Consider the following 25,167-nt stretch of genomic DNA (forward strand, 5'->3'; position numbering starts at 1 on the left):
ACACCGGACCTGTGGGAGCTGGCCTTGCCAGCGATCGAGCGCGAAGCGGTCGCAATCCAGACACCACCTGATGTGCTGGCTGTACCGGCCTCATCGCTGGCAAGCCAGCTCCCACAGTGGATCTGTGTACGCCGGACTTGTGGGCGCTGGCCTTGCCAGCGATCGAGCGCAAAGCGGTCGTAATCCAGGCAACACCTGATGTGCTGGCTGTACCGGCCCCATCGCTGGCAAGCCAGCGATCGAGCGCGCAGCGGTCGCAATTCAGGCAACACTGATGTGCTGGCTGTACCGCCCTCATCGCGGGTCGAGCCCGCTCCCACAGTGGATCTGTGTACACCGGACCTGTGGGAGCTGGCCTTGCCAGCGATCGAGCGCAAAGCGGTCGTAATCCAGGCAACACCTGATGTGCTGGCTGGACCGGCCTCTAGCCACAATCCTGATTCGCGCTTACTATAAGCCCAACTCGTATTGCCGCGGCTGCTGAACCCGGTACTCACGAGGACACGATCATGGAAAGAACCCGCGCCTGGAGACGCTCACAGGCCCGTAAAAGTGGCAGAAGCAAAGCGGTGTATCCGCTGGAATTCAAGCCCGAAAAGAACTGGAAGCTGCTGTACACCCGCGCCGACAAGTTGATACGGGCACGCCAACTCGGCATGAGCTACCCCATCCGCTCCACCCGCCAACTGTTGGATCAAGAGTGACTAACCTCCTGTTCGTCTGCAGCCGCAACCAATGGCGCAGCCCTACTGCAGAAGCGCTCTGGCGCCGCCGCCCCGGCTTCGATGCCCGGTCGGCGGGCACCAGCCCGAATGCGCGCAAACCCATCGGCCCAGCGGATATTCGCTGGGCCGATGTGATTTTTGTCATGGAACGCAAACACCAGAATCGCCTGCAGGCACAATACGCGCGGCTGCTGGAGCATAAGCGGGTTTACACGCTGGATATTCCAGATGATTTTCGCTACATGGACCCGGAGTTGGTCGCCATCCTTGAGGAGACGGTCGCGTCCTGTCTTGCTATCTAGGATGGGTGCGTAAACGCCAGCAACCGTTCCTCGCGTCAGTTGGTGCGGCCAATCACTTTAATCTGCGTCAGCCCCATCAGCCCGGCTTGTTCCAGAGTCTCGTCGGGTGTCGCATCGGCATTAGGCTTGCACTGTATTGGCCAAACGCAATCGCGTTATGATCAGCCGATCTGAACCGGACGTGCCTGCCTATGCCCGTTGACCTCCAAGCGCTCTATCCCAAACTGATCCATCTGATGCTGGACACGGTCTTCGTGGTCGACAGGGATAACCAGATTGTATTTGTCAGCGATGCCTGCGAGGCGCTGCTCGGTTACTCTGCCGGCGAGCTGACCGGTACGCCGATCACCGACTACATCCATCCTGACGACCTGGCGGTGACACGGGCCTCCATTGTCCGGGTCATGAATGGTCAATCCCACGTCGATTTCCGCAACCGTTACATCCGCAAGGATGGCGGTGTCGTACATATCCTGTGGGCGGCCTTCTGGTCCGAGGAAGTGGGTGCGCGAATCGGCGTTGCGCGGGACGTGACAGCCCTCAGGCAAGCCGAGGATGAATTACGCTTCCTGGCCCATCATGATCCACTGACGGCACTGACCAACCGCGCGCTTTTCAATGATCGGCTGGAGTCGGCCGTTCGCGCGGCACACCGCCACCAGAGCACACTGGCGTTGCTGTTTCTGGACATCAATGACTTCAAGGGCATTAATGATGTCCATGGGCATGCCATGGGTGACCGGATCCTCTGCATGATTGCACGGCGGTTGGAAGGCTGCGTGCGCGAGACCGACACAGTGGCCCGGATGGGGGGTGATGAATTCACTGTGCTGTTGCCGGATATCCAGTCGCAGGACGACGTTTACGCCAAGGTGGAGCAGATTCTCGCGGCCATGGCCGAGCCCTTGGGCGCAGAATTTGGCGGGTTCACAATGCCGTCCTGCAGCGTGGGCGTGGCCTTTTACCCCAAGGACGCAGAGAATGCCGATACGCTGCTCAGCCATGCGGATGGCGATATGTACCGGATCAAAAAACAACGCTCCGCACAGCGGATAGTGTTCAAGCATTTACAAGCCGAGTAACAACGTGAATCGTCAAAAGAAAATAAAGCAGCTGTTAAAGGCTCACGCCAAAAAGGCCAGTGCCAAATTAGCGCCTAAAAGCAAGCCTAAATACATCAGCAAAGCCGACCGTCTAAAATTAGCGGCCGAAACAGATCAAGAGCTTTTGCCCGAGCCCCATCAAGCTGGATAGAAAATGAGAAAAATCTTCACCCCTGTCTTTATCGCACTTCTGGGCCTGCACGGCTGCGCGGAGATGCCCGATTACTCGAACGTTGATCCCCTCGTACCCGGTGATGACGCTCGTTACACCATCATCGAAACCGACACTTACGCAGGCAGAGCCCAGCGCCATTACGCCGACCTCCAGCCTGACTTGAACATCATAAAGATCAACGACAAAAAGGTTGGAAACATCCCGTTCTCTACCTATTACTACAAGAATGACTCGCCCCAGCGCGCGATCCTCAAGCCGGGCACCTACACCGTTCAGCTGGAGTACCGACTGCCTCAGCACTTCATGTTTGCGGATCTGGAGTTTGAAGGTAAGCCGGGCCAAAAGATAATCGCCCGCACGCAGTACGTTGGTCTCAATCGCCTGGAGGTATGGATGGAGGATGCAGCTACCGGCGAGATCGTCAGTAAGCGTGTGCGCTGATCGCACCCGAATCGCCGATTGTCAGTCGATCTTACCCCCTGCCCTCACGCCTCCACGAACTCATGCATCAAGTTCGGCAAACACTTCTGCTCTGGTCGTGACCTGACGGAAATGATGCTTCCACAGATCGATGCCCAACCGACCTGACCGGTCCAGGGAAGAGCCGACGGTCAGGTCGGTAACCAGCGTGGGCGTGAGCCCTGCATCGAACAGGGCAAACCCGGCGGCGAGCACGCAGGTTTCGGTCTGCAGGCCACAAACCAGCACGCGCTCGGCGCCGAGCTGCCTGATGTACTCGATGGCTTCAGCGGTCTGTCCGTAGCCGTGCTTTACAAATACTTTGTCGGCCTCGACCAGGCTTTCGTCTTCGGCCGCAGGATGCCAGCCGAGTTGCTTTTCAAACGGCGTCACCTGTTCATCATGCAACTCGACCGAGGCAACCGTCAGAATCCGCTCTGACAACGCCCGCACACCATCGACCAGCCACTCGGGTGGACTGAATGTGGACTGCACATCAACGATTAGCAAAACCTGCCGCATACACTTCTCTCGAGCATTGACCAATGGTGCGGAGTATATCGCCCCGAGGTGGATTATTTAGCGCTGTTTGCCTGCCCAATGGCCACGCGCTTTCAGGGTCGCGGACAAAAACAGCAGCGCGCGTTGAAAGACCGGGTGGCACTCGGCAAGGGGCAGATGCTCGAGCGATGCCCAGAAGAACGCGAAAGCGTGGCCATGGTCATCGAGCGTCTGATGAGTCCATTGCTCAGGCAACGGTCCGCTCGCCTCGCACAGTTGAAACGACCACACCTGACCAAGATGCCCGGCATCCCAACACCCCAGGTCGTCCGCGATGGTGGCGCAATTGATACCAGACTCTTCCGCCAATTCCCGCAGCGCTGCCTGACCCACTGTTTCATCTTTTTCAATGCTGCCCTTTACCAGTTGCACACCCGCCAGCGGATGACGAAACAAGAGGATCCTCGGGCGCAGCGTGGATGAAAGCACTACTGCGCAGGCCTTGTCGGGGAGCATGGCAATTTCCTTGTCGGCAAAAACGGCTGGGCATCATACGCCAGGAACACCATGTGGATGCTGGCTTGCCAGCGATCGAGCGCGCAGCGGCCGCAATCCAGACACTGCCTGATGAGCGGACTGTACCGGCCTCATCGCGGGTCAAGCCCGCTCCCACAGTTGCTCGGGGTACGCCGCTCAGGCGCATTTTTTTTAACAGCGGCGCCGTAGAACTTTTCTCTGTTTATCGGTCTATTTGGATACGTTCAATCGTCATTCAGAGGTTGTCTTCGCTCATGAAATTCCATGCCCCACGGATGCTGCTCGTTGCCCTGTTCGCATTCGCGGCAGTGGGCTCGGCATCGGCAACGCAGATGAAGACCTCAACCCCGGTTCTGGCTCCTGAAGTCCCGGCCACCCGGACTGCCGAAACCCCCTGGCCGAGCCTGGCCAGCATGACCGACAAGCAACCAGGGCCGTTGCTGGCCCATGATGACCGCTACCGGCATGACCACCGTTGGCATGATCGCAGGGACGACTGGCGCCGCGAAAACTGGCGCAGGGAACAATGGCGCCGAGAACAAGCCCGCCGCGAAGCCGAGCGCCATCGTTATTGGGAACGCCACCATGATCGGGCCATGCGTTACCGTTACGAGGACGATCGCCGCTACTATCGTCGCTAGGACGTGCCCGGGGTGTATTTGATCCAGCCGATGGTCCGCGTCATCGCTGCGCAGCAATCTCGACGTAGCTCGACTCCCCGTCCCCCGACAACCAACCCCATACGAAGCTCAAGCTCTGCAATCCGCCGCCGATACCCCTTGAACAAGTATGGACACTACGGGTACAGAGCATGACCCCAATCAATGCAGGAGTGCGCATCGCCCCCGCCTACACGGCCCCCCAGCCGGCCTCGGCAAGTGCTGGCAGCAGCCGCGCCGAGCAAGCTGCGGCAACGCCGAGCACCACCGTCAGCCTGGGCCAAAGCCCTCGTAGCGACGATACCGCGACCTATTCGTCCCGCGGAACCCTCGCGGTGCCGTTGCGCTACGTGCTGGAAAACGACAGCCTGAACAAGCTGAGCATGAACATGACGATCGGTGTTCAGTCCAGCGCTATCGGTTCGCGCTTCAACGGGCTCGGCGCAGCGTTGGTGAATCAATTGGTAGCCAACGGCGGCCAGTCGTTCACACAATCGGTGTTTGCCTTCGCCGACGGCGCGCAGCCAAGCGCCGAAACACTGAGAATCCAGGGCAATAACCTGCGCCAACACCCGGCCAATGCCGTGAACCTGAGCCTGACCACCGCCTCCGGAGCTACCGTCACCCTGTCCCTGGCCAGCGGCGAGCAAGGCCTGGCAGTCAGCGCCGAGGTGCAGGGCGGCCAGCTCACCAGCGATGAGCTCAAGGGCCTGGCGTCACTGGCCGACAGTTTCCAGGGGACCATCAACGGCCTGAGCGAGCAGCCTCCTCGCCTGCAGCTGGGCAAGCTGGCCACGCTCGACCCGGCCCTGTTCAGCGCGCTGCAAATGAATGCCAAGCTGGACACGGTAAATGGCGAACAGCTGTCCTTCGACCTGGCCCTGGACGACAGCGCACGCAAACTCAGCCTGCAGGGCCCCGCCGGCAACGTGCAGTTGAACCTCGACACCCGCGACACCTCTCTGCTGGGTAAAAGCGCCCAGCGCCAGGCGGCGATCAGCAATTACCTGAGCCAGTTCGATGCGGCGCAGGGCCGCGGCAAAGGCGACGAGAACCTGGTGAGCCTGCTCAAGGACGCCTTCGTTCAGCTCAACAGCGCCGACGACATCGCCAGGCCAGCGACCGGCCGTATCCCGCTGCTGGCAGCCAAAGACACAGCCCTGCTCAGCGGCCTGGCCGACTTCAGCGCCTCGATCAGCCAGACAAGCCAGCAGCCCAACTCGCTGCGCCCGACCGAGCTGGATCGCTTCGACTACAAAGTGTCCCAGTCAACCACGATCAGTGGTGCGTCGCCGGCGAACCGCTCGGTGCAACAGGATCAGCAGGCGAGCCTCACGGCCGCCTACCACACCAGCCTCAACCCGCAGATGTCGATGCTCGAGGCCATGGCGACGCAGAACTACCGTTACCACGAGATCAGCGACCAATCGAGCACCAGCACGCGTTTGCGCTACGACAAAAATAGCCTGGTGGAAGCCAGCGTCAGCCAACAGGCCAGTCGCAATGAACGTGTGCGCTCGTACGCCGAGGGCGTGCTGGAAAGCGACGTGAGCACACCGGCGTCGGTCTCCGAATCGCGCAACCTGCTTGGCCTGCTCACTGACCTGTTCGAACGCGAGCGCATCTCCCAGCGTGACCGCGGCGTATCGATCCTGGAAGCACAGTTGCAATCGCAACGCAGCCAGTGGCAGTTGCAGTCCGATCCGGCGCTGATCCGCCCTCGGGATGCCCAGCAGTAAACCCGCTTACGCCAGCAGCTCGGTGATCCACCGGGCTTGCCGGGCGACCTGCTGAACCTTGTCCTCGGGCACGCTGTGCCGCGCCCGGGCGAAGCTCGCCAGGGTCTGCTGCTTGCGCTGCAGGATGCTCTGCCACTTGGCCAGGAACGCCGGGTTGCGGGCCTGCATCTGCAGCGGGCCGAAGTACAGCTGTTCGGCGCTGTAGGTCACCGGGCCGTCCTGCTCGGCAACGATGATTTCGTAGTCGAAGCGGTTTTCCCGCAGCAGTTCCTCGCCGACGATACGGTAGCCGTTGTCCATCAACCATTGGCGCAGCGGTTGCTCGCCGCCGTTGGGTTGCAGGATCAGCCGCTCCTGGCCGCTCAGGCGTGCCTTGCCAGCCTCGAGAATGTCACGGATGGTCTCCCCGCCCATGCCGCAGATGCTGATCGCGGTGATGCCGTCTGCCGGCTCGATCGCCGCCAGGCCATTGGCCAGGCGCACGCTGACCTGCTGCTCCAGGTCGTTGTCGCGCACGGTGCGTTGGGCTGCGTTGAACGGGGTCATCGCCACCTCGCCAGCCACGGCAGTTGCGATGCCGCCCCGACGCATCAAGGCCACCGGCAGGTAGGCGTGATCCGAGCCGATATCGGCCAGGCGCGCACCGTCTGGCACATGCGCCGCCACGCGCTCCAGGCGCATGGACAATGTCTGTTCGTTCAACTGCAGCCCCTTTTCACCTGCAACGTCCGGCGCTGCTGGCCGGATCGGGGGCGATTCTGGCGGGCATTGCGGTGCATTTCAAGCGATCGGCAGCTACCCGGCCCGGCGGTCATGCCGGGCCCGCGCCGAGACGCAATGCGCTAAGTCGAAACCTGCTCGAGGAAGATCAGTTCCAGGGGTGCTGCGAGCAGCGCTTCGCTGGCAGCCGCAAAGTTCTGGAAGTACGGCATAGCGAAGTGTGCATCGAGCGCCGCTTGATCCTTGAAGGCTTCGCGCATATAGAACGTGCCCGGTTCGTCCCGGCGTTCGAACAGTACATAGTCAAGGTTGCCCGGCTCCGCCCGGGTAGGTTCGATCAGCGCCACCAGCGCCTCTTTTAACACTTGCTGTTTACCGGTTGCAGCTTTGAGTACCGCGATCGATACCAGGTGTTTCTCATGTTCAGTCATCATCAATGCTCCACTGTTCAGGTCAGGCCAAAGGCAATCCGGTCGTTACAGAAAGGTAAACAGCGACTCGGCCGGCAACCTTGACTTGGGCAGGCCGGCGTTGAAGTCATCGCTGCTGTGGTAGCCAAGGCTGACCAGCACCAGGCTGGTAAAGCCCTGGTCACGCAGCCCCAGCTCTGCGTCCAGCATCTTGCTGTCGAAGCCCTCCATGGGCGTGGCGTCAACGCCCAGGGCGGCCGCGCCCAGCAACAGCGTGCCCAGTGCCAGGTACGTTTGCTTTTCCATCCAGTGCTGCAAGTCTTTCTGGTCAAAGCGATGCAGGTCGACGTAGCCACGTCGGCTGCGGTCCTGCCCTGCCCTGGCCTCGGCATTATGAAAACGTCCATCCGCAGCTTCCTGGGCCAGTACCGCCTGCAGGTGGTCGTCGGGCATGTGGGTCCGCGTGCAGAAGACAATGACGTGGGAAGCATTGAGGATTTTTGCCTGGTTGTAAGCAAACCCGCCGTCAGTGCTTTTGGCCACCCGCGCGCGCTGCGGCTGCGTCTGGGCGATGACGAAATGCCAGGGCTGGGAGTTCACCGAAGAAGGGCTGTTGCGCAGTTGTTCAAGCAAGGCTTGCACGGTGGCGGCAGGTATTTTGCGGGCGGCATCGAAGGCCTTGGTGGTGTAGCGGCGTTGAGCCAAGCTGACGAGATCCATGGGTTACTCCTGGTTGAAAAAGCAGGAACGAAGGGTGCACCTTCCCTGGGGCAAAGAAAAACCGGCAAAATGCGCCAACACTTTCACTGCAGGAGTGAAAATGATCCGTATCGATGATCTGGGCATGTTTGTCCGCAGCGCTGCCCTTGGCAGCTTTACCGCCGCCGCGCTCGAGGCAGATTTACTGCCAGGCCAGGTGGCGGCGGCGATCAAGCGCCTTGAGCGCGAACTTGATGTGCGCCTGTTTGCCCGCACCACCCGCAGCCTGCGCCTGACGGCCGAAGGCGAGCAGTACCTGCCCACCGCGGTGTCGGTGCTGGAGACCCTCAAGCAAGGGCGCGAGAGCCTGCGCGGTGATAATGCGCCGATGCGCGGGGTGCTGCAGATTGCAGCGCCGTCGGACCTGGGGCGCAATATTCTGCTGCCCTGGCTTTCGGCGTTTCGACGCGAGCACCCGCAGCTGAACCTGCGCTTTTTTCTCTCTGACCAGATTGCCGACCTGTTTCGCGACCCGGTGGATGTCGCCATTCGCTATGGGCTCAATGGTGACGCCAACTATGTTGCGCTACCGCTGGCGCCGTGGAATCGGCGGGTGCTGGTAGCCTCGCCGGATTACCTCAGACGCAATGGCAGCCCACGGGTACCGGCAGATTTGCTCAATCATGCGTGTTTGCTTTACCTGCAGAACGGCCGCGTGTTTGACAAGTGGCGGGTAGGCGCGCAGACGGTCCAGGTGTCCGGGCCGCTGTTCAGTGACGACGCCGATGTCGCCCGGCGCTGGGCGGTTGAGGGTGAAGGGATTGCCTTCAAGTCCTGGCTGGATGTCAGTGCCGATGTGCTGGCCGGGCGTCTGCTGGTGCTGTTGCAGGACCATCCTGGCGAGGCCTTGCCGTTGAGTCTGGTCTGCCCGCACCGCAAACAGGTCTCGCCTGCGGTGTCACGGCTGCATGGGTGGCTGGCCAATCAGTTCGAGTCGTTGAAGCCGATTTGAGGCCTTCCTGTGAACCATAGAATCTCCCACAGCTCGCACCTGCTTTTCAGGTAGCCGCCGCAGCCTTATCCTTGCGCACTTTGCTCGCTGACTTTCGGGAGTTGCAATGTACATTGATGTACCCCGCCGCCTGGTGTTCTTCGATAAAAGCGACAGCATTCGCCCCGCCTGCCTGACCCAGTACGATCCGGACACCGGTGCATTGACCCACCCCGTCGGTACCCAGGCCGACGACAGGGTTTGCGACATCTCTCACGATGGCCGGCGCATGGCCCTGCAAGGCACCGATTGGCGGGTGGTGCGCGGCGCCAGTCGCTCGCGCCTGAGCTTTCTTGAAGATCGCACGGCGCTGCATGAGACCGACAGGTTCCTGGCGTACTGGTCGCACCTGGACCCCAACGGCCGGTACGCGCTGGTCGGGGTCGGCAACGATAAAAAGCGCCCGGTGGTCATCGACCTGGACAGCGGCGAATGCAGCGAACCGATCGCCCGTAATGTCGATGCCCGGTTTGGTTGCATCGACCCCGTGCAAGGCAAACTCTGGGCACCCGATGAGCGGGCCAGCAACAGTGTGCTGACGGTTGATTGCGCCAGTGGCGAGATCAACAAGATCACCCTGGCGCTGGACGCCAAGGTCAGAAGCCTGCGCTTTTCCCGTGATGGTCAATACCTGTTTGTCACCGGTGAAAACAACCGCCTGCTGTGCTGCGATCGCAACGGCGCGACATTGTGGTCCAGGGACATCGGCGAATATGGTCAGGTAGGCGCCGGGACAATCCTGTTCAATGAATCCGCTACTCACCTGTGCCTGCCGATCTCGGCGACGCAGCGTTCGAACTGGGGTGAAGACATCATCCTTGCGGCTGACAGCGGCCAGATCGAGACCACGGTTGTACGCCACAAAGGCCCACCCGGCCGGCTCGCCGCTGACTGGTTCGGCGATCAGTTGCTGACCCACCGTCTGGAGGTCGTGGACTTTTTCAGCGGTGCGGTCGTCGATGTGCTTGATCTGACCAGCCCCCTCCCCCCGGATAGCCCCATTTGAGAATGCCCAACATGCTTGTACTGCCAAAGGGAGAGCGCCACGGGGTACGAGTATCCCCGCGCTGGCCGTCCTCTGAAGTAGCCATCGATGAAGAAACTTTCCATAAGTTGATTGAGGCCCAATCAACGCTGCCACCCGACATTGAGCTGTTGCTGGTGCGCGGGTATGAAAACAAAAACAGCCATCTGGGTTCGTTCAGAACGCTCTCACGCTGGCTGGGCATCAAGGTGTTCTGCGCCTGCTACCCCGGTCGCAAGGATGAAGTCGGCGAGATATTTGGCTCCAATGGACATGACGTGGATGGCTCACATGTCGATGTCTCCATTGTGTTAAAGGGAAAAAGGCTGCGCTTCCTGCCCTTTGGCGTCTTTACCTCGCTGACTCGCCAGCGCGCACGCGCAGCGCACTACCTGGTGGTTATCGATAGGGTCAAAGACGCACTAAAACAATGCGGCTTTGACATCCATCGAAACGAAACAGAGAGCATGCAGATCCATTGCGACTACAAACCTCAGAAGTCGTAACGCACATTCATCATCACATTGCGCGGCGGCCCGTAGTGCCCGTAGCTCCCGGAAAACCCGGCGTAGTACTTCTCGTCGAGCAGGTTGTTGAGGTTCAGCGTGGTGGAAAGATGATCGCTAAGCCGGTAGCGCGCCATCAGGTTGAGCACGGCGTAATCATCCTGGCCGACGCGGCTGTTGTAGCGGCTGAAGTACAGCGAGTTGCTGGAGTTCCAGCTGGCACCGCCGCCGAGGGTCAGGCGCTGCCATTGACCGGGTAGCTGGTAGGTGGTCCACAGCCGGAAGGTGTCCAGCGGCAGCTGGGCGGTCAGGCGCTGGCCTTCGGCGTCTTCGGTGCGCGAGTGGCTGAAGCCAGCCTGCAGCTCCCAACCCGGGGCGAGTTCGCCAGCCAGTTCCAGGTCAATGCCCTTGGTCTTGGCGCCGCTCACCGCGCGGTAGGCGTCCTGATCGGTGCCCGGCACGGTGTAGCCGGCATCCAGTTCGGCGACGTTGTCGCGCTTGATCATGTAACCGGCGATGTTGGCGTTGAGCCGGCCGTCGTAGAACTCGCCCTTCCAACCCAACTCATAGTTTTTACCCACCACCGGCTCAAGCACCTTGCCGCTGCGGTCCTGGCTCGACTGCGGCTTGAAGATGTCGGTGTAGCTGACGTAGATCGACTGCTCGGGCGTCAGGTCATAGACCACGCCAGCGTAGGGCGTGACTTCGCCGCGTTCGGTCATGCTGTAGTCCAGGACGTAGCCGGAAGCCAGGCTCTTGGAATAGTAGTGATAGCGGTAATTGCTGGCGCGGGCACCGAGGATCAGGTGCAGGCTGTCACTGAGGTTGAAGCGCCCGGCGACGAAGTAGCCGCTCTGGCGCGTGTCGACGTCGTAGTCCAGCGCCGGGGTGAAGCCGTCCTTGTCGGGCTTGGGCAGTTCGTTGTTCCAGTGGTTGAAGTCGACGATGGCCGAGCGCCCGGTGGTCGCGTAGTGGTGGTTGACGTAGTCGAGGTAGTTGGCCCCGACGATAAGCTCATGGCTGTTGCCGAACAGTTCGAACGGGCCCTGCAGGGTGGCATCGATGGCCTTCTGATGCTGGGTGGCTTCGGACCAGCCCTGGCTGATGGTGGCATTACCTTCGGGGGTGATGTACGACATGCCGGTCGAACTCTGGTAGGAGCCGCTGCGGGTATCGCGATCGACATCCATGAAGGTGCCCGCGACTTTCAGCTGCCAGTCGTTGGCCAATTGCTGTTCGAGCGCCAGGCTGTAGTTGTTGGTGTCGAAACGGTCCGAGGCCCAGCGTGCGCCGGAACTGGTATCGCGGGAGAAGTCCGTCGCCTGGCCGTTGGTGAACATGATCGGCACACCCTGGCCGCCCGTTGGCCGGTAGCGCTGGTGATCGATGCTCAGGCGCACCAGGGTGCTGTCGCTGAGGTCGACTTCGAGCGCTCCGTAAAGGATGTCGCGGTCCTGCTGGTACCAGTCCATGAAGGTATCGTTGAGCTGCTTGGCCGCGACCATGCGCCCGCGCAGGTTGCCGGTCGGCGTCAGCGGCCCGGAGACGTCCGCTTCCAGGCGCTTGAAATCCCAGGAGCCGATACCGCCCTGCACATAGGCCTGGAACTCGCGGGTCGGGCGCTTGCGGATCACGTTGACCACGCCGCTGGGGTCGCCCGCGCCGGTCATCAGCCCGGTGGCGCCGCGCACCACTTCCACCCGGTCGTAGATGGCCATGTCGAGCAAGGTGCTGGGCATGGTGCGGGTCTGGTTTTCCTGGTAAGTGGTGACGCCGTCGAACTGGTAGGTGTTGATGGCGCTGCCGCGCGAATAGATGTTGAAGCGCTCGCCGCCATCCTGGGACATGGTCACGCCGGGGGTCTGGTTGAGCACATCGGACATGTTGCGCAGCTGTTGGTCATCCATGCGCTGGCGGGTGACGACGCTGATCGACTGCGGCGTTTCGCGGATTGACAGGTTCATCTTGGTGGCAGTGCTGGTCGAGCCGCTGGTGTAGGAGCCGGTACCTTCGGTGGTGGCACCCAGGCCTGCTGCGCTGACACTGGTCGCACCCAGTTCAAGGGCGCCGGCCTCGCTGGCCCGGGGGATCAGGCGATAGCGCCCCTGCCCCATTACCAGCGGCTGCAGGCCGGTGCCGGCAATCAGCTGCGCCAGCGCCTGGTCGACGCCGAACTGGCCGCGCAGCCCGGGGCTCTGCAGGCCATTGGACAACTGCGAGTCGACGGCAACCATCACCCCGGCTTGCTGGCCAAATTGCCCGAGTACGCGGTCGAGGCTCCCCGGGGCGATGTCATAACTGCGCACACCGGCCTGCTCCGCGATCACCTGGGCAGCAATTGCGGTTTGGTTGAAGGACACCAGGGTAAAACCAAGCATCAGGGTGCGTACAGCAGTGGCAAGGGGGGTAAGGCGACAACGCATCGAGGCAATCCTTGGGAAGCAGGGGTGGGCATGGCGCTGGCAGTGCAGCGCTTTCCCTTGTCTTGATGCGCGAAGCGACAAAACCTGCCAACGCCAATGAAAATTATTTCAGGCGGGCACGACACTGGCCCAATAGCCCAGCACGCGCTGGACGCGAACAGGCAAGACCTGGGTGATCAGCTCAAGACTGGCGTCGGGTTGATCGATGGAGAACGAGCCGCTGACCTGCAGCCCGGTAATTCGCGGATCGCAACGCAGCACGCCGGGGCGATAGCGGTCGAGCTCGGCCAGCAGCTCGCCGAGCGGCATGCGTTGCGCAACCAGCAGACCCTGGGTCCAGGCCTCCGCGCCCACAGCCAGCGGCACCAACGGGCCGGCCCGGGAGCTGCTGTACCGCTGTTGCCAGCTGGCCTCCAGGGTGACGCGCGCGCCTTGCCCGTGCTCGACCTGCGCCGCCCCCTTGAGCACCTGCACCAGGGTGCCAGTGGATTGCTGGCTGACCACCAGGCGCGACAGCGTCGCCGGCCGAACCCGGGCATCAGCGGTGCGCAGGCTGACACTGGCACCCTGCTCCACCTCCAGCAGCACTCGTCCACGGTTGAGGGTCAGCACCCGGTCGCCGGCCACCACGTCACTGTCCAGGGCGCTGCGGGTATCCAGTTGCAACGCCAGCCCCGAGGCGAGGCTCCAGTGTCGGCGCTCGCCGGTGGCGGTCCCGTAGTCGCTGAACAGGGTCGGCAGCACTGTGCGTTGCTGTACCCCGTAACCAGTGGCTATCAGCACGCCACCGGCAGCCAGGCTCTTGAGCACTGCCCTTCGCGAGGGCAGCGAACGTGCCTCAAGCAGGCTACGCGCACCAGCCGCCGACAGGCCGCGGGTGCCTTCACGAAGGCCCTGGCTGATGCCCGTGAGCCGCTGCCAGGCCAGTTCATGGGCCGCGCTTTCCTGGCGCCAGCGCTGGCAGGCGAGCTGCTCGACGTCGCTGCTCACACCCGATTGCAGGCGCACCATCCACAACATGGCCTGTTCGAGGATTTGCGGATCGAGACACGGCTCGTGTGCGGTCAACGGCTTCATTCGCCATGCACTGCGGCATAGCAATGCCGATAGGCCTTGAGCATGGCCTTCTGCACGACATTGACGGTCAGGCCCAGGCGCTCGGCGATCTGCGGGTAGGTCAGGCCGTCGAGCTGGGACAGCAAAAACACTTCACGCACCCGGTTGGCCAGGCCATCGAGCACCTGGCCCACCGCGTCCAGCGCCTCGAGCACCAGCACCCGGGTTTCCTCCGAAGGCTGATGCTGCGGCTCAAGCTGAGCCAGGCTTTGCAGATATGCGCGCTCCAGGGCCTGGCGGCGAAAATGCTGCAGGCACAGGCGGCTGGCGATGGTGCCCAGGTAGGCCCGGGGTTCGCGCAGCAACGGCGGCATCTCGCTGCGAAGGAGTTTTACGAAGGTGTCCTGTGCGAGGTCCAGCGCTTGTTCGCGATTGCCCAGTTTGCGCCGGAGCATGGCCACTACCCAGCTGTGATGCTGGAGATACAGCGCGCCGACATCGTGGGGGCTGGATGGGGACATGGACGGGATCTCCTGGCAGCTAAGGAAATCCGTGCATGGTAATACTTCTCATTCATTGACTACTACAGGTTTTACTTTGGCCGACCGTTTCGCGGGGCAAGGCCCGCTCCCACAGGTTCGGCGCAGGGCCTGTAGGAGCGGGCTTGACCCGCGATGATTTCAGCGGCGGCTGATGACCACCTCCAGGTACTCGCTCGGCACCACCAGCGACGCACCTCCCGCCACGTTGTTGTCGTTCAACAGCTGGGTCAGATCGCGTTCCAGCGCGCTGGCCTTGTCGCTTTCCAACGATGCAAACGCCTTGTGTACCGGCCCGTACCAGGTCCTGAACACTTCGATGAAATGCGCCGCCGAACGATAGCGAAAATTGAAGTGCTCGCGGCTGACCTTGATCGAACCGATGTCGTCGCCGAACAGGCTATGCAACTGTTCTTCATCCCCCCAGCGTGAGGGCGGTTGCGCACCGGCAGGTGGCGGCACATGGCGGCCGAGGGTCTTGAACATCTGGCCGATAAACCCTTGCGGGGTCCAGTTGGCCAGGCCGATACGGCCGCCCGAGCGGCACACGCGGCCCAGTTCCTTCGCCGCTTGCGCCTGGTCGGGGGCGAACATCACGCCGAAGGTCGATAACACCACATCGAAGGCGCCGTCCTGGAACGGCAAGGCCTCAACATCGGCGACCTGAAACACGACATTCAGACGTTCGGCGCGGGCGCGCTCTTCGCCGCGCTTGAGCAGTTCGGGCACATAATCGGTGGAGGTGACCTGGCAGCCGCGGCGTGCGGCGGCCAGGGTGACATTGCCGTTGCCGGCCGCGACATCCAGGACCTTTTCGTCCCAGCGCAAGTCGCAGGCTTCGGCCAGGTGTTCACCGACCAGCTGCAAGGTGGTACCGATCACCGCGTAGTCGCCACTGGCCCACGTCGCCTGCTGGCGCGCTTTCAAAGCATTCAAATCCAGGGGTGTGCTCATGGTCTGCACCTGATGAGGTTGTTCACACGAACAATCAGCTAAACCCCAACCCCATCATCCGGCAAGGGCCGCCGTTTCAGCGGCAAGACCCGTTGGCTACAGGGCTATAACCCCAGCGCATAAACAACAAAAGCACCCGAAGGTGCTTTTGTTGTCAGCGCGTGTTAGCGCGACAGGTTGGCCACCTTGGCCCGTGCCGCATGCAGTTTTTTGTAGCTGTCGATCAGGCGCTGGTGACGGTCGAGGCCTTCGAGTTTCATGCTGGTCGGCGTCAGGCCGTAGAAGCGCACGCTGCCGTCCACCGAGCCGAGCACCGCGTCCATGCGCGGGTTGCCGAACATGCGGCGGAAATTGACCTCGTAGTCGGCCAGTTCCAGCTCATCGTCCAGCGCCACTTCCAGCACCACATTCACCGCCTGATAGAACAAGCCGCGCTCGACGGTGTTGTCGTTGAACTGCAGGAAGGTCTCGACCAGCTCTTTGGCCGGTTCAAATTGCTGCAGGGCAAGGTGGATCAGCAGCTTCAACTCCAGGATGGTCAGCTGGCCCCAGGCGGTGTTGTCGTCGAACTCGATGCCGATCAGGGTGGTGATGTCGGTGTAATCATCCAGCTCGCTTTCCTCCAAGCGCTCGACCAGAGCGTGCAGCTGCTCATCATCCAGGCGGTGCAGGTTGAGGATGTCTTCACGGAAGAACAGCGCCTTGTTGGTGTTGTCCCAGATCAGGTCGTCCACCGGATAGATTTCCGAATAATCCGGTACCAGGATGCGGCAAGCCGTGGCGCCCAGGTGCTCGTACACCGCCATGTACACTTCTTTGCCCATGTCTTCGAGAATACCGAACAGCGCTGCGGCTTCTTCGGCGTTGGCGTTTTCACCCTCGGCACAGAAGTCCCACTCGACGAATTCGAAGTCTGCCTTGGCACTGAAGAAGCGCCACGACACCACACCGCTGGAGTCGATGAAGTGCTCGACAAAGTTGTTCGGCTCGGTCACCGCGTGGCTTTCGAAGGTCGGCTGCGGCAGGTCGTTCAGGCCTTCGAAACTGCGGCCCTGGAGCAGTTCGGTGAGGCTGCGCTCCAACGCCACTTCAAAGCTTGGGTGCGCGCCGAACGAGGCAAACACGCCGCCGGTGCGCGGGTTCATCAAGGTCACGCACATCACCGGGAAGGCGCCGCCGAGCGACGCATCCTTGACCAACACCGGGAAGCCCTGCTCTTCCAGGCCCTGGATGCCGGCGAGAATGCCGGGGTATTTGGCCAGTACTTCCTGTGGCACATCCGGCAATGCCAGCTCGCCTTCAAGGATTTCACGCTTGACCGCGCGCTCGAAGATTTCCGACAGGCATTGCACCTGGGCTTCGGCCAGGGTGTTACCGGCGCTCATGCCGTTGCTCAGGTACAGGTTCTCGATCAGGTTGGAGGGGAAGTACACCACCTCACCATCGGACTGGCGCACGAACGGCAGCGAGCAGATACCGCGTTCGACATTGCCGGAGTTGGTGTCGTACAGGTGCGAGCCGCACAGTTCGCCATCGGGGTTGTAAATCTCGCGGCAGTATTCGTCGAGGATTTCCGCCGGCAGCGCATCTTTACGGCCTGGCTTGAACCAACGCTCGTCCGGGTAATGGACGAATTCTGCGTTGGCGATGTCTTCGCCCCAGAACTGGTCGTTGTAGAAGAAGTTGCAGTTGAGCCGCTCGATGAATTCGCCCAGCGCCGAGGCCAGCGCGCCTTCCTTGGTCGCGCCCTTGCCATTGGTAAAGCACATCGGCGACTGCGCATCGCGAATGTGCAGCGACCAGACATTGGGCACGATATTGCGCCACGAGGCGATCTCGATCTTCATCCCAAGGCCGGCGAGAATCCCCGACATGTTGGCAATGGTCTGTTCCAGCGGCAGGTCCTTGCCGGCGATGAAGGTACTGGTGTCCGACGCCGGGTCGAGCATCAGCAAGGCCTGGGCGTTGGCATCGAGGTTTTCCACTTCTTCGATGACAAAATCAGGGCCGGTCTGCACCACCTTTTTCACCGTGCAGCGGTCGATGGAGCGCAGGATGCCCTGGCGGTCCTTCTCGGAGATATCGGCCGGCAACTCGACCTGGATCTTGAAGATCTGCTTGTAACGGTCTTCCGGGTCGACAATGTTGTTTTGCGACAGGCGGATGTTATCGGTGGGGATACCCCGGGTCTGGCAGTACAGCTTTACAAAGTACGCCGCGCACAGGGCAGACGAAGCCAGAAAGTAATCGAACGGCCCCGGTGCCGAGCCATCGCCCTTGTAGCGGATCGGTTGATCGGCCACCACCGTGAAGTCATCGAACTTGGCTTCAAGTCGAAGGTTGTCGAGAAAGTTAACCTTGATTTCCATGCGGGAATACCATACGAGCAAAACGATTTGGCCGCCATTATCCGGGTTTTCGCCGGGAAGTCTTGTGCCGGGCGCAATTACTCGGGCAAACCCGCCAGGCGCAGCCCCTGGGCAAACCGCTCGAAATCCTCGCCCTGCTGGATCGGCAGCCATTCCTTGAGCCGTGACACCCGCAAGGTCGGGTCCATCGCCCGCAGGCGCTGCAGCGCCTGCTCGACTTTGTCCTGCCGGCCGGCGTGGGCATAGCTGGCCGCCAGCAGGGCCGCAGCCGGCAGCAGGCTGGGCAGGTTACCCAGGGCCTTTTCGGCCCAGCTGGCGGCGATGTCGAAGCGGCCGGCAAAAAAGTGCGCCAGGGCCATGCCCACCTGCATGCGAAACATCTCCGGGTCCAGCGGGCTCAGGCGCACGACATGGTTGAGGTTGTCGATGGCCGCCTCGGTTTCGCCGCGCAGGGCACGCAAAATACCGCCCAGGTACCAGGCCGGCGCCAGGTTGGGGTTGAGCAGCCGCGCGCGGTCGAGCAAGGCGATGCCGCTGTCGACATCGCCCGCCAGGTGCGCCAGGGCATGGCCACCACGGGTCAGGGCCACGGCGTCGTCGCGGCCAAGCACCACGGCCAGGCGCGCCAGCCGCGTGCCTTCGGCGATCTCCCGCGGGCGATCGCTCATCCAGCCATTGATCTTGCGCCAGAAGTGGCACCAGGCGGCCATGCCGTAGGCCGAGGCGAATTCCGGGTCCAGTTCGATAGCCCGGTAGAACAGCGCCAGGGCCTGTTCGATGGCTTCGCGGGTGCCGTTATGCAGCTTGGCCGTACCACGCAGGTAGTAGTCGTAGGCATCGAGGCTGTCGGTGGGTTTGCGCTTGGCCCGCTCGATTTCGGCCCGTTCCAGCTGTGGGGCAATGGCACCGACCACGCTTTCGGCAATGCGGTCCTGCAGGTCGAAAATGTCGTCGAGCAGGCCTTCGAAGCGCTCGGCCCACAGATGCGTGCCGCTGCTGGCATCAATCAACTGGCCGGTGATACGCACCTTGTTGCCGGCCTTGCGCACGCTGCCTTCAAGCACGTAGCGCACACCCAGCTCCTGGCCGATACCCTGCACGTCCACCACCCTGCCCTTGTAGGTAAAACTGGTGTTGCGGGCGATGACGAACAGCCAGCGCAGGCGCGACAAGGCAGCAATGATGTCTTCGACCATGCCGTCGGCGAAGTAGTCCTGCTCGGGGTCGCCGCTGAGGTTGTGGAACGGCAGCACGGTGATCGACGGTTTGTCTGGCAGGTTCAGTATGGCGGCTGGCGCCGGCAGTGGTTCGGCTGACAGTGCAGGCTCGTCGGCCAGGCCCTCGCAACGGCTGATCACGCCTGTGAAGCGGTAGCCCTTGCGCGGCACGGTGCGCACCAGGCGCTGCTGCTCGCCGGTGTCGCCGATGGCCTTGCGCACGGCGTTGATGTGGCTGGTGATGGTCGATTCGGAGACGATGCGCCCGCTCCATACCGCCTGCAGCAGGTCGTCCTTGCTGACCACCCGTTCGTGGTTGCTGACCAGCAGCAGCAACAGGTCGAACACCTGCGGGCCGATGGCCACGACCTGGCCGCGCTGGGTCAGCTCCCGGCGCTGCTGGTCGAGCACGTAGTCTTCAAACACGAATTGCACGGTGGCTATCCCCTGGGTCGAGCGCCCCCGACTCCGTGTCCGAGCTGGCGATTGGTCGTGGTTTCGATCATACGGCAGGCCGTGGCCGGCTGCACCGTCCAGCGGGCGGGTCGGCGCAGGTTGGAGGCTTTGGACATAAATCCACGCCAATGCCAAGGCAAATCCACGCCTGCTGCAAGGACTTGCCCCGGCGCCGCTGGCACGCTTGAGCCCATCGACAGCAATGGTTGCCGTCGGCAAGCGGAGAGTCCCCATGAAAATCGTCGTCATCGGAGGCACCGGCCTCATCGGATCGAAACTGGTGAAAAACCTGCGCGAGCGCGGCCATGACGCCGTCGCCGCCTCGCCCAACACCGGGGTCAACAGCATTACCCGCGAAGGCCTGGCCGAGGCGATGGATGGCGCCCAGGTGGTGGTCGATGTGGCCAACGCGCCATCGTGGGAAGACCAGGCGGTGCTGGAGTTCTTTGAAACCTCCACCCGTAACCTGCTGGCCGCCGAAGCCGCTGCCGGCGTCGGTCATCATGTGGCGCTGTCGATCGTCGGCAGCGAGCGGCTGCCGGCCAACGGCTACTTTCGTGCCAAGGTCGCCCAGGAGAACCTGATCAAGGCGTCCGGCCAGCCCTTCACCCTGCTGCGCGCCACGCAGTTCTTCGAGTTTGTCGGCGGCATTGCCCAGGCGGCCATGGTTGGCGACGAAGTGCGCCTGTCACCGGCGCTGATCCAGCCCATGGCTTCCGATGACGTCGCTGCGGCGCTCACCGATGTGGCCCTGGCGGCGCCGCTCAACGCCACCGTGGAAGTCGCCGGCCCCGAAGCCCTGCCGCTGGATGAGCTGGTGCGGCGTTTGTTCCGCGCCACCGACGACACCCGCAAGGTGGTGCCGGATGTACACGCGCGCTACTTCGGCGATGTGCTCGACGACCAGTCGCTGACCCCCGGCAGCAACCCGCGCCTGGGTGCGATCCGCTTCGAGGACTGGCTGGCGCAATCCCCCCCCCAGGCCCCGCGTTGAGACACGCTTACCCACTCATTGAAGGAGCATTGCCATGTTTAGCCGATTGGTTCTCGCCGCCGCCTTTGCCAGCTTTTCAATCACCAGCGCCTGGGCTGGCGAACCGCAACCGGGCAAGGTCAGTGTGGTGTTCGACCGCGCCCTGCCCAATGTGCCGGGCAAGAGCATGAAGGGCGTGCTGGTGGAATACGCGCCAGGCGGCGCATCACCGGCGCACCTGCATCCGAAGTCGGCGTTCATCTACGCCACGGTGCTCGAAGGCGCGGTGCGCAGCAAGGTCGGCGACGGCCCGGAGAAGGTCTACAAGGCCGGGGAGCATTTCGTCGAGGAGCCCGGCGCCTTTCATGCAGTCAGCGCTAATGCCAGCAGCACCGAGCCGGCCCGTTTGCTGGCGGTGTTCGTGCTCGACAGCAGCGAGCAGGAGCTGGTCAAGCCCGTTAACAAGTGACCACGCCAGGCGACCCTCGGCAGCTTCGGCTGCCGCAGGCGCCGGCATTGAACAGGACACCCATCATGAACGTGCTCATGCCCTCCCCCGACGTCGAGGCAGCACCGGCAGCGCCACGGCGCGGCAAGCGCAAGGTCGTCGGCCTGCTGCTTTGCGCCAGTGCCCTGGCGGTGTTGCTGGCTGGCTGGGCTGCAGGGTTCAGCGGCGCCAGCACCTCCACCGACAACGCCTATGTGCGCGGCGACGTCACCTCGCTAGCGGCCAAGGTGGCCGGCTACGTAACCGCGGTCCAGGTCCGGGACAACCAGAGCGTGCGCGCCGGTGACGTGCTGTTTCGCATCGACGACCAGGACTATCGCGCTCACCTCGACCAGGCCGAGGCCAACTACAACGCGGCCCAGGCACGCCTGAGCCATGTCGATGCGCAGACCCAGCTGCAACGCGCACTGATTCGCCAGGCCGAGGCCCAGCGGCGCTCGGCCGCCGCCGAAATGAACCTGGCGAGCAAAACCCACGACCGCAGCCGCAAGCTGATCGTCAGCAATGCCGTCAGCCAGGCCCTGGTCGATGAAACCGGCGCGGCGCAATCAAAGGCCGCGGCGACGGTGTCTGCCGCCTCGGCCTCGGTGGACGCGCAACAGCAGCACATCGCCGTGCTGCTCGCCCAGCGTCAAGCCGCCGTTGCTGCCGTGGCCCAGGCCCAGGCCGCGCGGGACCTGGCGCGGATTGACCTGGACAGCACGGTGGTGCGTGCCCCGGTGGATGGCGTGGTCGGCAACCGCCAGGTGCGGGTCGGACGCTTTGTGACCACCGGCATGGCCTTGCTCGATATCGTGCCGGTCAACGATGTGTGGGTGGTGGCCAATTTCAAGGAAACCCAGCTTGAGCCGATCCACCCTGGCCAGCGCGTGCACATCACCGTCGACGGCTACCCCGACGACGTGCTGGAAGGCGTGGTCGACAGCTTTGCCCCCGGCAGCGGTTCGGCGTTCAGCCTGCTGCCGGCCGACAACGCCACCGGCAATTTCGTCCGGGTCGTGCAGCGTGTGCCGGTGAAGATCCGCCTGGCCCATAACCCCCTGCCCGGGCGTATCGTGCCGGGCCTGTCGGCGCGGGTCGAGGTGGCCCATGGCGGTGGCTCGTGAAGCGCGGCGGCGCTAGCCTGCTGGTGGTCGGCATACTGCTCGCCACCCTGACCGAGGCCATCGCCAGTACCGTACTGGCGCTGGGCCGCGGCGACATCATCGGCGACACCTATGCCACGCCCGATGAGTTCGCCTGGCTGGATATCGGCTACACCGGGTTCAAACTGATCGGTTTCATGAGCGCCGCCTGGCTGCTCAGGCGCTTCGATCCCCGGCAGGTGGTCATCGGTGCGACCCTGGCCATGGGTCTGGCTTGCGCGATCGCGGTTTACACCACGCAACTGCAGTTGCTGACTGCGTTGCGGGTGGCGCAGGGTTTTGCCGGCGGCACGCTGCTGGTCGGTGGTCAGATGATCCTGTTTCGGGCCTACCCGCGCGCCTGGCAACCGCTCATTCAAGCGCTGTTCGCCATGGGCGCCGTGGTTGCCCCGGCTACCCTCGCCCCGGCCCTGCAAGGCTGGTTGCTGGACAGCCAGTCGTGGACCTGGATCTTCTTCAGCGTCTTGCCGCTGGCGCTGCTGGCCGGTGGGCTGGTGCTGCTCGCCGACGTGCCGAAGCCGGCCAAAGCCCGACAGCTGCCGTTTGACTGGCTTGGCTTGTTTTTCCTCGCCACTGCGCTGTTGTGCTTTACCTATGTGCTCAGCCAGGGCAGCCGCTGGGACTGGTTCGAGGAGCCTCGCATCCGCTGGCTGACGGTGATTGGCACAGCGGCGCTGCTGGTGTTTCTCGGTCGGCAAGTGCTGGCCAAGGGTCGAGGTCTGCTCGACTTCAGCCTGTTCCAATCGAGCGATTTTGCCTTCGCCTTTATCGTCAGTTTTGTCGCCGGTGCGGCCTTGTTTGGCAGTGCGTACCTGATCCCGGCATTTGCCTTGTCGGTGCTGGGCTTTACCCCGACGAGTGCCGGTTTGTTGCTGTTGCCCAGTGGCGCGTTTTTCGTGGGTGCGCTGCTGGTTTCGGCCTACCTCATGCAGGCACGTGGGGTGCCGCCGTTTGCCACGGTGCCCTTTGGCATCGGGCTGATCATGATCGCCATGTGGATGCTGTCTGGCTCGACCAGCGAAAGCGGCAGCGCAGACATGATGGCGGCCATTGTATTGCGCGGGCTGGGCTTGGGTTTTCTGTTTTTGTCGATCACCCTGATTGCCTTCACGCACCTCAACAGCCGCAACCTGGCGGCCGGCATTGGCCTGTTCAATGCCGGGCGGCAGTTAGGCGGGCTGATGGGGGTGGCCGGGTTGCAGACCCTGATCGAGCATGACGTCGCGACCAATGCCGTGGTGCTCGGCACCCGTGTCACGCCCGGCAGCGCGGCGATGATGGAGCGTTTGACCAGCAGCACGGCGTTGCTGATGGATAAAGGCATGGATGCAGCGGCGGCGGCGCGGGCGGCGACAAATTTGCTGGGGCGGGCGCTGTCCGGGCAGGCCCAGGTGATTGCCTTCGATAGTGCGTTCATGGCCGTGACGCTGCTGTTTGCCGTGGCGGCGCCCGTGTTGGTAGCGATCAAGATCGGCTTTGCCAAGCATGCAAAAACCTATTCTCGGGAAGGCCAATAAGCTCAACGGTGTTTGCCGTGAATCTGGATGCCGTCTATACCCATGAATTATGGCTCTCTGCCAGCTATGGCCCCAACATGATCTCTTTGAGAAGGAGCATCGAATGTCCCCGGCCTGGAAGCTCGTCGTGTTCAGCGCAATGTTGTTTGGTTCGTCTGTCGCACAAGGCGATAGCTTTCGAATTGCCACGTGGAACCTTGGCTGGCATATCGCTGAACAAGAGCTGCCAACCTGGATTGCACAGTGCTCAAAAACCTACGCGAAAGACGCTCAAGGTGATTGGAAGCTGGTACCCGTCGGTACACCGCAGGCCAAGCGTGGATGGGACATCAGCGAGTCACGTGCTTCACTCGAAGGGGTGGACCTTGCCAGAATGCCGCCCTGCGCGGTCTACATGACTGCAACTCATCAGGTCGTGGAAGTTACGCCTGAAGCCTATGCCAAACGCTTGGCGCAAATAGCCAGATTGATGTCTGCCGAGATCAAGCCGGACGTCATTGCATTCCAGGAAGTTTCCGGAGCACAAAGTGTTCGCGAAGCGCTTGGCGACGCCGCAGCAGACTACAACGTCTGCTCCTTCGAGGGTGCCTACAAGATACAACGCCTGGCGTTTGCCTGGAAAAGGTCGTTGGGCGAGGCCGTCGAGGCATGCACCGACCTGGTAGAGCTGTCCCTGCCCGATCGTCCAGCGACCAAACAGGTACGACCGGGGTATACCGTCACGTTGAATCTGGGCGGCAAACGGGTTCGCTTTTTGACGGTCCATCTCAAATCCGGGTGTGTCACACCGCTGGAAGGTGATCGTCTCGACGGCGACAAGGGAGCCGACGACCCATGTCCTGTTTTGCAGCAGCAGGTAGGCCCACTTGAAGTCGCATTCGAAACACTGCCGTTGAACGTGGATGGCTTCGTTGTACTTGGCGATTTCAACCGTAATCTTTGGCACGAAGCCAACAAACTGGCGGGCGCAGAGCCACTGCGAAGCGACGGAGAGACCGATTTGACGAAGAGCCGGGCCGCCACGGTATCAACGCGCAATCTGCTCTTGGAAATCAATGACGGAGCACCCGCAGGGTCGAAGGCCAGACTTCTGTCAGCAGTGTGTCCTGGAGCCCCGTCAGTAAAGGCTGCGTGCGAGTCGGCAAAAACCTCCAAACTGTCCCAGGCGCAGCGCAAGGCACTGACTGCTGCTGATGGGCTGGGCTGCCGAAACCCGGTTGGCCTGGACCACATCCTTGTATCTGAGACGCTGGCCAATAGTGTCCAGTCGACTTACAAGGTTCCAATCGGCAACATGGGCGGCTCCCTTCCTGCAAAGCCACCGCAGTACCCCGTCGCTGCATTGGCGATATCGGACCATTGCCCGGTTGTGATAGATATCCAGCTGTGAGGGGCTTGCG

The 25,167-nt window shown here is 62.3% G+C and carries 26 protein-coding genes; 15 read left to right on the forward strand and 11 right to left on the reverse strand.

Features of this window, described 5'->3' with window-relative positions; translation table 11 throughout:
* Positions 1 to 509 precede the first annotated feature (509 nt).
* From CCOS864_RS16330 to CCOS864_RS16350, 5 genes are all read left to right on the forward strand, one after another.
* Complete coding sequence (locus CCOS864_RS16330; RefSeq protein WP_115087317.1) at positions 510 to 704, forward strand: hypothetical protein; 195 nt, start codon at positions 510 to 512, stop codon at positions 702 to 704.
* Positions 701 to 1,027, forward strand: a complete 327-nt coding sequence (locus CCOS864_RS16335) for a low molecular weight protein tyrosine phosphatase family protein (protein ID WP_115087318.1) — start codon at positions 701 to 703, stop codon at positions 1,025 to 1,027. The genes CCOS864_RS16330 and CCOS864_RS16335 overlap by 4 nt, the downstream gene beginning before the upstream one ends.
* Before the next feature lie 191 nt (positions 1,028 to 1,218).
* Complete coding sequence (locus tag CCOS864_RS16340; RefSeq protein WP_115087320.1) at positions 1,219 to 2,109, forward strand: GGDEF domain-containing protein; 891 nt, start codon at positions 1,219 to 1,221, stop codon at positions 2,107 to 2,109.
* A gap of 4 nt (positions 2,110 to 2,113) precedes the next feature.
* Entirely contained in the window at positions 2,114 to 2,281 is a 168-nt protein-coding gene (locus CCOS864_RS16345) for a DUF2986 domain-containing protein (protein WP_115087322.1), read from the forward strand.
* A gap of 3 nt (positions 2,282 to 2,284) precedes the next feature.
* Positions 2,285 to 2,746 (forward strand): hypothetical protein, encoded by a 462-nt coding sequence (locus CCOS864_RS16350; protein WP_115087324.1) that lies wholly within the window; start codon positions 2,285 to 2,287, stop codon positions 2,744 to 2,746.
* Between the two features lie 60 nt (positions 2,747 to 2,806).
* Here CCOS864_RS16350 and CCOS864_RS16355 read toward each other — a convergent pair whose 3' ends face one another.
* Together CCOS864_RS16355 and CCOS864_RS16360 are read right to left on the reverse strand one after the other, a co-directional pair.
* Positions 2,807 to 3,286: an isochorismatase family protein gene (locus tag CCOS864_RS16355; RefSeq protein WP_115087326.1), complete on the reverse strand. Its 480-nt coding sequence runs from the start codon at positions 3,284 to 3,286 to the stop codon at positions 2,807 to 2,809.
* Between the two features lie 57 nt (positions 3,287 to 3,343).
* On the reverse strand, positions 3,344 to 3,781 hold the full coding sequence (locus CCOS864_RS16360; protein ID WP_115087328.1) for an NUDIX hydrolase: 438 nt from the start codon (positions 3,779 to 3,781) through the stop codon (positions 3,344 to 3,346).
* 275 nt (positions 3,782 to 4,056) lie between these two features.
* Here CCOS864_RS16360 and CCOS864_RS16365 point away from each other — a divergent pair, with 275 nt between their 5' ends.
* Both CCOS864_RS16365 and CCOS864_RS16370 read left to right on the forward strand, forming a co-directional pair.
* Complete coding sequence (locus tag CCOS864_RS16365) at positions 4,057 to 4,443, forward strand: hypothetical protein (RefSeq protein WP_115087330.1); 387 nt, start codon at positions 4,057 to 4,059, stop codon at positions 4,441 to 4,443.
* Between the two features lie 170 nt (positions 4,444 to 4,613).
* The gene (locus CCOS864_RS16370; RefSeq protein ID WP_115087332.1) at positions 4,614 to 6,200 is read left to right on the forward strand and encodes a hypothetical protein; all 1,587 of its coding nucleotides are present in this window, start codon (positions 4,614 to 4,616) and stop codon (positions 6,198 to 6,200) included.
* A 6-nt stretch (positions 6,201 to 6,206) separates the two neighbouring features.
* Here CCOS864_RS16370 and CCOS864_RS16375 read toward each other — a convergent pair whose 3' ends face one another.
* The 3 genes from CCOS864_RS16375 to nfsB all read right to left on the reverse strand — a co-directional run bounded on the left by CCOS864_RS16375 (position 6,207) and on the right by nfsB (position 8,050).
* Entirely contained in the window at positions 6,207 to 6,902 is a 696-nt protein-coding gene (locus tag CCOS864_RS16375; protein WP_338068388.1) for a tRNA (adenine(22)-N(1))-methyltransferase, read from the reverse strand.
* Positions 6,903 to 7,042: 140 nt separating this feature from the next.
* Complete coding sequence (locus tag CCOS864_RS16380) at positions 7,043 to 7,351, reverse strand: putative quinol monooxygenase (protein WP_115087664.1); 309 nt, start codon at positions 7,349 to 7,351, stop codon at positions 7,043 to 7,045.
* Positions 7,352 to 7,396: 45 nt separating this feature from the next.
* On the reverse strand, positions 7,397 to 8,050 hold the full coding sequence (nfsB, locus tag CCOS864_RS16385) for an oxygen-insensitive NAD(P)H nitroreductase (protein WP_115087336.1): 654 nt from the start codon (positions 8,048 to 8,050) through the stop codon (positions 7,397 to 7,399).
* A gap of 100 nt (positions 8,051 to 8,150) precedes the next feature.
* On the opposite strand from nfsB, the gene CCOS864_RS16390 reads away from it, so the two are divergent.
* The 3 genes from CCOS864_RS16390 to CCOS864_RS16400 all read left to right on the forward strand — a co-directional run bounded on the left by CCOS864_RS16390 (position 8,151) and on the right by CCOS864_RS16400 (position 10,610).
* Positions 8,151 to 9,041 carry a LysR family transcriptional regulator gene (locus CCOS864_RS16390; RefSeq protein ID WP_115087338.1) on the forward strand — a complete coding sequence of 297 codons (891 nt, stop codon included), beginning with the start codon at positions 8,151 to 8,153 and terminating at the stop codon, positions 9,039 to 9,041.
* A gap of 106 nt (positions 9,042 to 9,147) precedes the next feature.
* Positions 9,148 to 10,086: a YncE family protein gene (locus CCOS864_RS16395; RefSeq protein ID WP_115087340.1), complete on the forward strand. Its 939-nt coding sequence runs from the start codon at positions 9,148 to 9,150 to the stop codon at positions 10,084 to 10,086.
* 11 nt (positions 10,087 to 10,097) lie between these two features.
* On the forward strand, positions 10,098 to 10,610 hold the full coding sequence (locus CCOS864_RS16400) for a hypothetical protein (RefSeq protein ID WP_115087665.1): 513 nt from the start codon (positions 10,098 to 10,100) through the stop codon (positions 10,608 to 10,610).
* On the opposite strand, the gene CCOS864_RS16405 is transcribed toward CCOS864_RS16400, so the two are convergent.
* The 6 genes from CCOS864_RS16405 to CCOS864_RS16430 form a co-directional block, all read right to left on the reverse strand.
* Positions 10,598 to 13,033 carry a TonB-dependent siderophore receptor gene (locus CCOS864_RS16405; protein ID WP_115087342.1) on the reverse strand — a complete coding sequence of 812 codons (2,436 nt, stop codon included), beginning with the start codon at positions 13,031 to 13,033 and terminating at the stop codon, positions 10,598 to 10,600. The genes CCOS864_RS16400 and CCOS864_RS16405 overlap by 13 nt on opposite strands.
* Before the next feature lie 108 nt (positions 13,034 to 13,141).
* On the reverse strand, positions 13,142 to 14,110 hold the full coding sequence (locus CCOS864_RS16410; RefSeq protein WP_115087344.1) for a DUF4880 domain-containing protein: 969 nt from the start codon (positions 14,108 to 14,110) through the stop codon (positions 13,142 to 13,144).
* The gene (locus tag CCOS864_RS16415; protein WP_115087346.1) at positions 14,107 to 14,610 is read right to left on the reverse strand and encodes a sigma-70 family RNA polymerase sigma factor; all 504 of its coding nucleotides are present in this window, start codon (positions 14,608 to 14,610) and stop codon (positions 14,107 to 14,109) included. The genes CCOS864_RS16410 and CCOS864_RS16415 overlap by 4 nt, the downstream gene beginning before the upstream one ends.
* 159 nt (positions 14,611 to 14,769) lie before the next feature.
* Positions 14,770 to 15,582 (reverse strand): class I SAM-dependent methyltransferase, encoded by an 813-nt coding sequence (locus tag CCOS864_RS16420; RefSeq protein WP_115087348.1) that lies wholly within the window; start codon positions 15,580 to 15,582, stop codon positions 14,770 to 14,772.
* Between the two features lie 164 nt (positions 15,583 to 15,746).
* Entirely contained in the window at positions 15,747 to 17,951 is a 2,205-nt protein-coding gene (locus tag CCOS864_RS16425; RefSeq protein WP_115087350.1) for an OsmC domain/YcaO domain-containing protein, read from the reverse strand.
* 77 nt (positions 17,952 to 18,028) lie between these two features.
* Entirely contained in the window at positions 18,029 to 19,603 is a 1,575-nt protein-coding gene (locus tag CCOS864_RS16430) for a winged helix-turn-helix domain-containing tetratricopeptide repeat protein (RefSeq protein ID WP_115087351.1), read from the reverse strand.
* 253 nt (positions 19,604 to 19,856) lie between these two features.
* Here CCOS864_RS16430 and CCOS864_RS16435 point away from each other — a divergent pair, with 253 nt between their 5' ends.
* From CCOS864_RS16435 to CCOS864_RS16455, 5 genes are all read left to right on the forward strand, one after another.
* Positions 19,857 to 20,618 (forward strand): SDR family oxidoreductase, encoded by a 762-nt coding sequence (locus CCOS864_RS16435; RefSeq protein ID WP_115087354.1) that lies wholly within the window; start codon positions 19,857 to 19,859, stop codon positions 20,616 to 20,618.
* 34 nt (positions 20,619 to 20,652) lie between these two features.
* Complete coding sequence (locus CCOS864_RS16440) at positions 20,653 to 21,066, forward strand: cupin domain-containing protein (RefSeq protein WP_115087356.1); 414 nt, start codon at positions 20,653 to 20,655, stop codon at positions 21,064 to 21,066.
* 65 nt (positions 21,067 to 21,131) lie between these two features.
* Entirely contained in the window at positions 21,132 to 22,211 is a 1,080-nt protein-coding gene (locus CCOS864_RS16445) for an HlyD family secretion protein (protein ID WP_115087358.1), read from the forward strand.
* Positions 22,208 to 23,767, forward strand: a complete 1,560-nt coding sequence (locus tag CCOS864_RS16450; protein WP_115087360.1) for an MFS transporter — start codon at positions 22,208 to 22,210, stop codon at positions 23,765 to 23,767. The genes CCOS864_RS16445 and CCOS864_RS16450 overlap by 4 nt, the downstream gene beginning before the upstream one ends.
* Positions 23,768 to 23,870: 103 nt before the next feature.
* A complete protein-coding gene (locus CCOS864_RS16455) occupies positions 23,871 to 25,157 on the forward strand; it encodes an endonuclease/exonuclease/phosphatase family protein (RefSeq protein WP_167458906.1) in 1,287 nt (428 codons plus the stop codon).
* Positions 25,158 to 25,167: the final 10 nt, after the last annotated feature.

The organism is Pseudomonas wadenswilerensis (genome assembly GCF_900497695.1).
In the GTDB taxonomy this organism is placed as follows: Bacteria; Pseudomonadota; Gammaproteobacteria; order Pseudomonadales; family Pseudomonadaceae; genus Aquipseudomonas; species Aquipseudomonas wadenswilerensis.

Coding starts and splice junctions, on each gene's coding strand:
- CCOS864_RS16330 (WP_115087317.1), top strand. CDS start 510: ATGGAAAGAACCCGCGCCTGGAGACGCTCACAGGCCCGTAAAAGTGGC.
- CCOS864_RS16340 (WP_115087320.1), top strand. CDS start 1,219: ATGCCCGTTGACCTCCAAGCGCTCTATCCCAAACTGATCCATCTGATG.
- CCOS864_RS16350 (WP_115087324.1), top strand. CDS start 2,285: ATGAGAAAAATCTTCACCCCTGTCTTTATCGCACTTCTGGGCCTGCAC.
- CCOS864_RS16355 (WP_115087326.1), bottom strand. CDS start 3,286: ATGCGGCAGGTTTTGCTAATCGTTGATGTGCAGTCCACATTCAGTCCA.
- CCOS864_RS16360 (WP_115087328.1), bottom strand. CDS start 3,781: ATGCTCCCCGACAAGGCCTGCGCAGTAGTGCTTTCATCCACGCTGCGC.
- CCOS864_RS16365 (WP_115087330.1), top strand. CDS start 4,057: ATGAAATTCCATGCCCCACGGATGCTGCTCGTTGCCCTGTTCGCATTC.
- CCOS864_RS16370 (WP_115087332.1), top strand. CDS start 4,614: ATGACCCCAATCAATGCAGGAGTGCGCATCGCCCCCGCCTACACGGCC.
- CCOS864_RS16380 (WP_115087664.1), bottom strand. CDS start 7,351: ATGACTGAACATGAGAAACACCTGGTATCGATCGCGGTACTCAAAGCT.
- nfsB (WP_115087336.1), bottom strand. CDS start 8,050: ATGGATCTCGTCAGCTTGGCTCAACGCCGCTACACCACCAAGGCCTTC.
- CCOS864_RS16390 (WP_115087338.1), top strand. CDS start 8,151: ATGATCCGTATCGATGATCTGGGCATGTTTGTCCGCAGCGCTGCCCTT.
- CCOS864_RS16395 (WP_115087340.1), top strand. CDS start 9,148: ATGTACATTGATGTACCCCGCCGCCTGGTGTTCTTCGATAAAAGCGAC.
- CCOS864_RS16400 (WP_115087665.1), top strand. CDS start 10,098: ATGCTTGTACTGCCAAAGGGAGAGCGCCACGGGGTACGAGTATCCCCG.
- CCOS864_RS16405 (WP_115087342.1), bottom strand. CDS start 13,033: ATGCGTTGTCGCCTTACCCCCCTTGCCACTGCTGTACGCACCCTGATG.
- CCOS864_RS16410 (WP_115087344.1), bottom strand. CDS start 14,110: ATGAAGCCGTTGACCGCACACGAGCCGTGTCTCGATCCGCAAATCCTC.
- CCOS864_RS16415 (WP_115087346.1), bottom strand. CDS start 14,610: ATGTCCCCATCCAGCCCCCACGATGTCGGCGCGCTGTATCTCCAGCAT.
- CCOS864_RS16420 (WP_115087348.1), bottom strand. CDS start 15,582: ATGAGCACACCCCTGGATTTGAATGCTTTGAAAGCGCGCCAGCAGGCG.
- CCOS864_RS16425 (WP_115087350.1), bottom strand. CDS start 17,951: ATGGAAATCAAGGTTAACTTTCTCGACAACCTTCGACTTGAAGCCAAG.
- CCOS864_RS16435 (WP_115087354.1), top strand. CDS start 19,857: ATGAAAATCGTCGTCATCGGAGGCACCGGCCTCATCGGATCGAAACTG.
- CCOS864_RS16440 (WP_115087356.1), top strand. CDS start 20,653: ATGTTTAGCCGATTGGTTCTCGCCGCCGCCTTTGCCAGCTTTTCAATC.
- CCOS864_RS16445 (WP_115087358.1), top strand. CDS start 21,132: ATGAACGTGCTCATGCCCTCCCCCGACGTCGAGGCAGCACCGGCAGCG.
- CCOS864_RS16455 (WP_167458906.1), top strand. CDS start 23,871: ATGTCCCCGGCCTGGAAGCTCGTCGTGTTCAGCGCAATGTTGTTTGGT.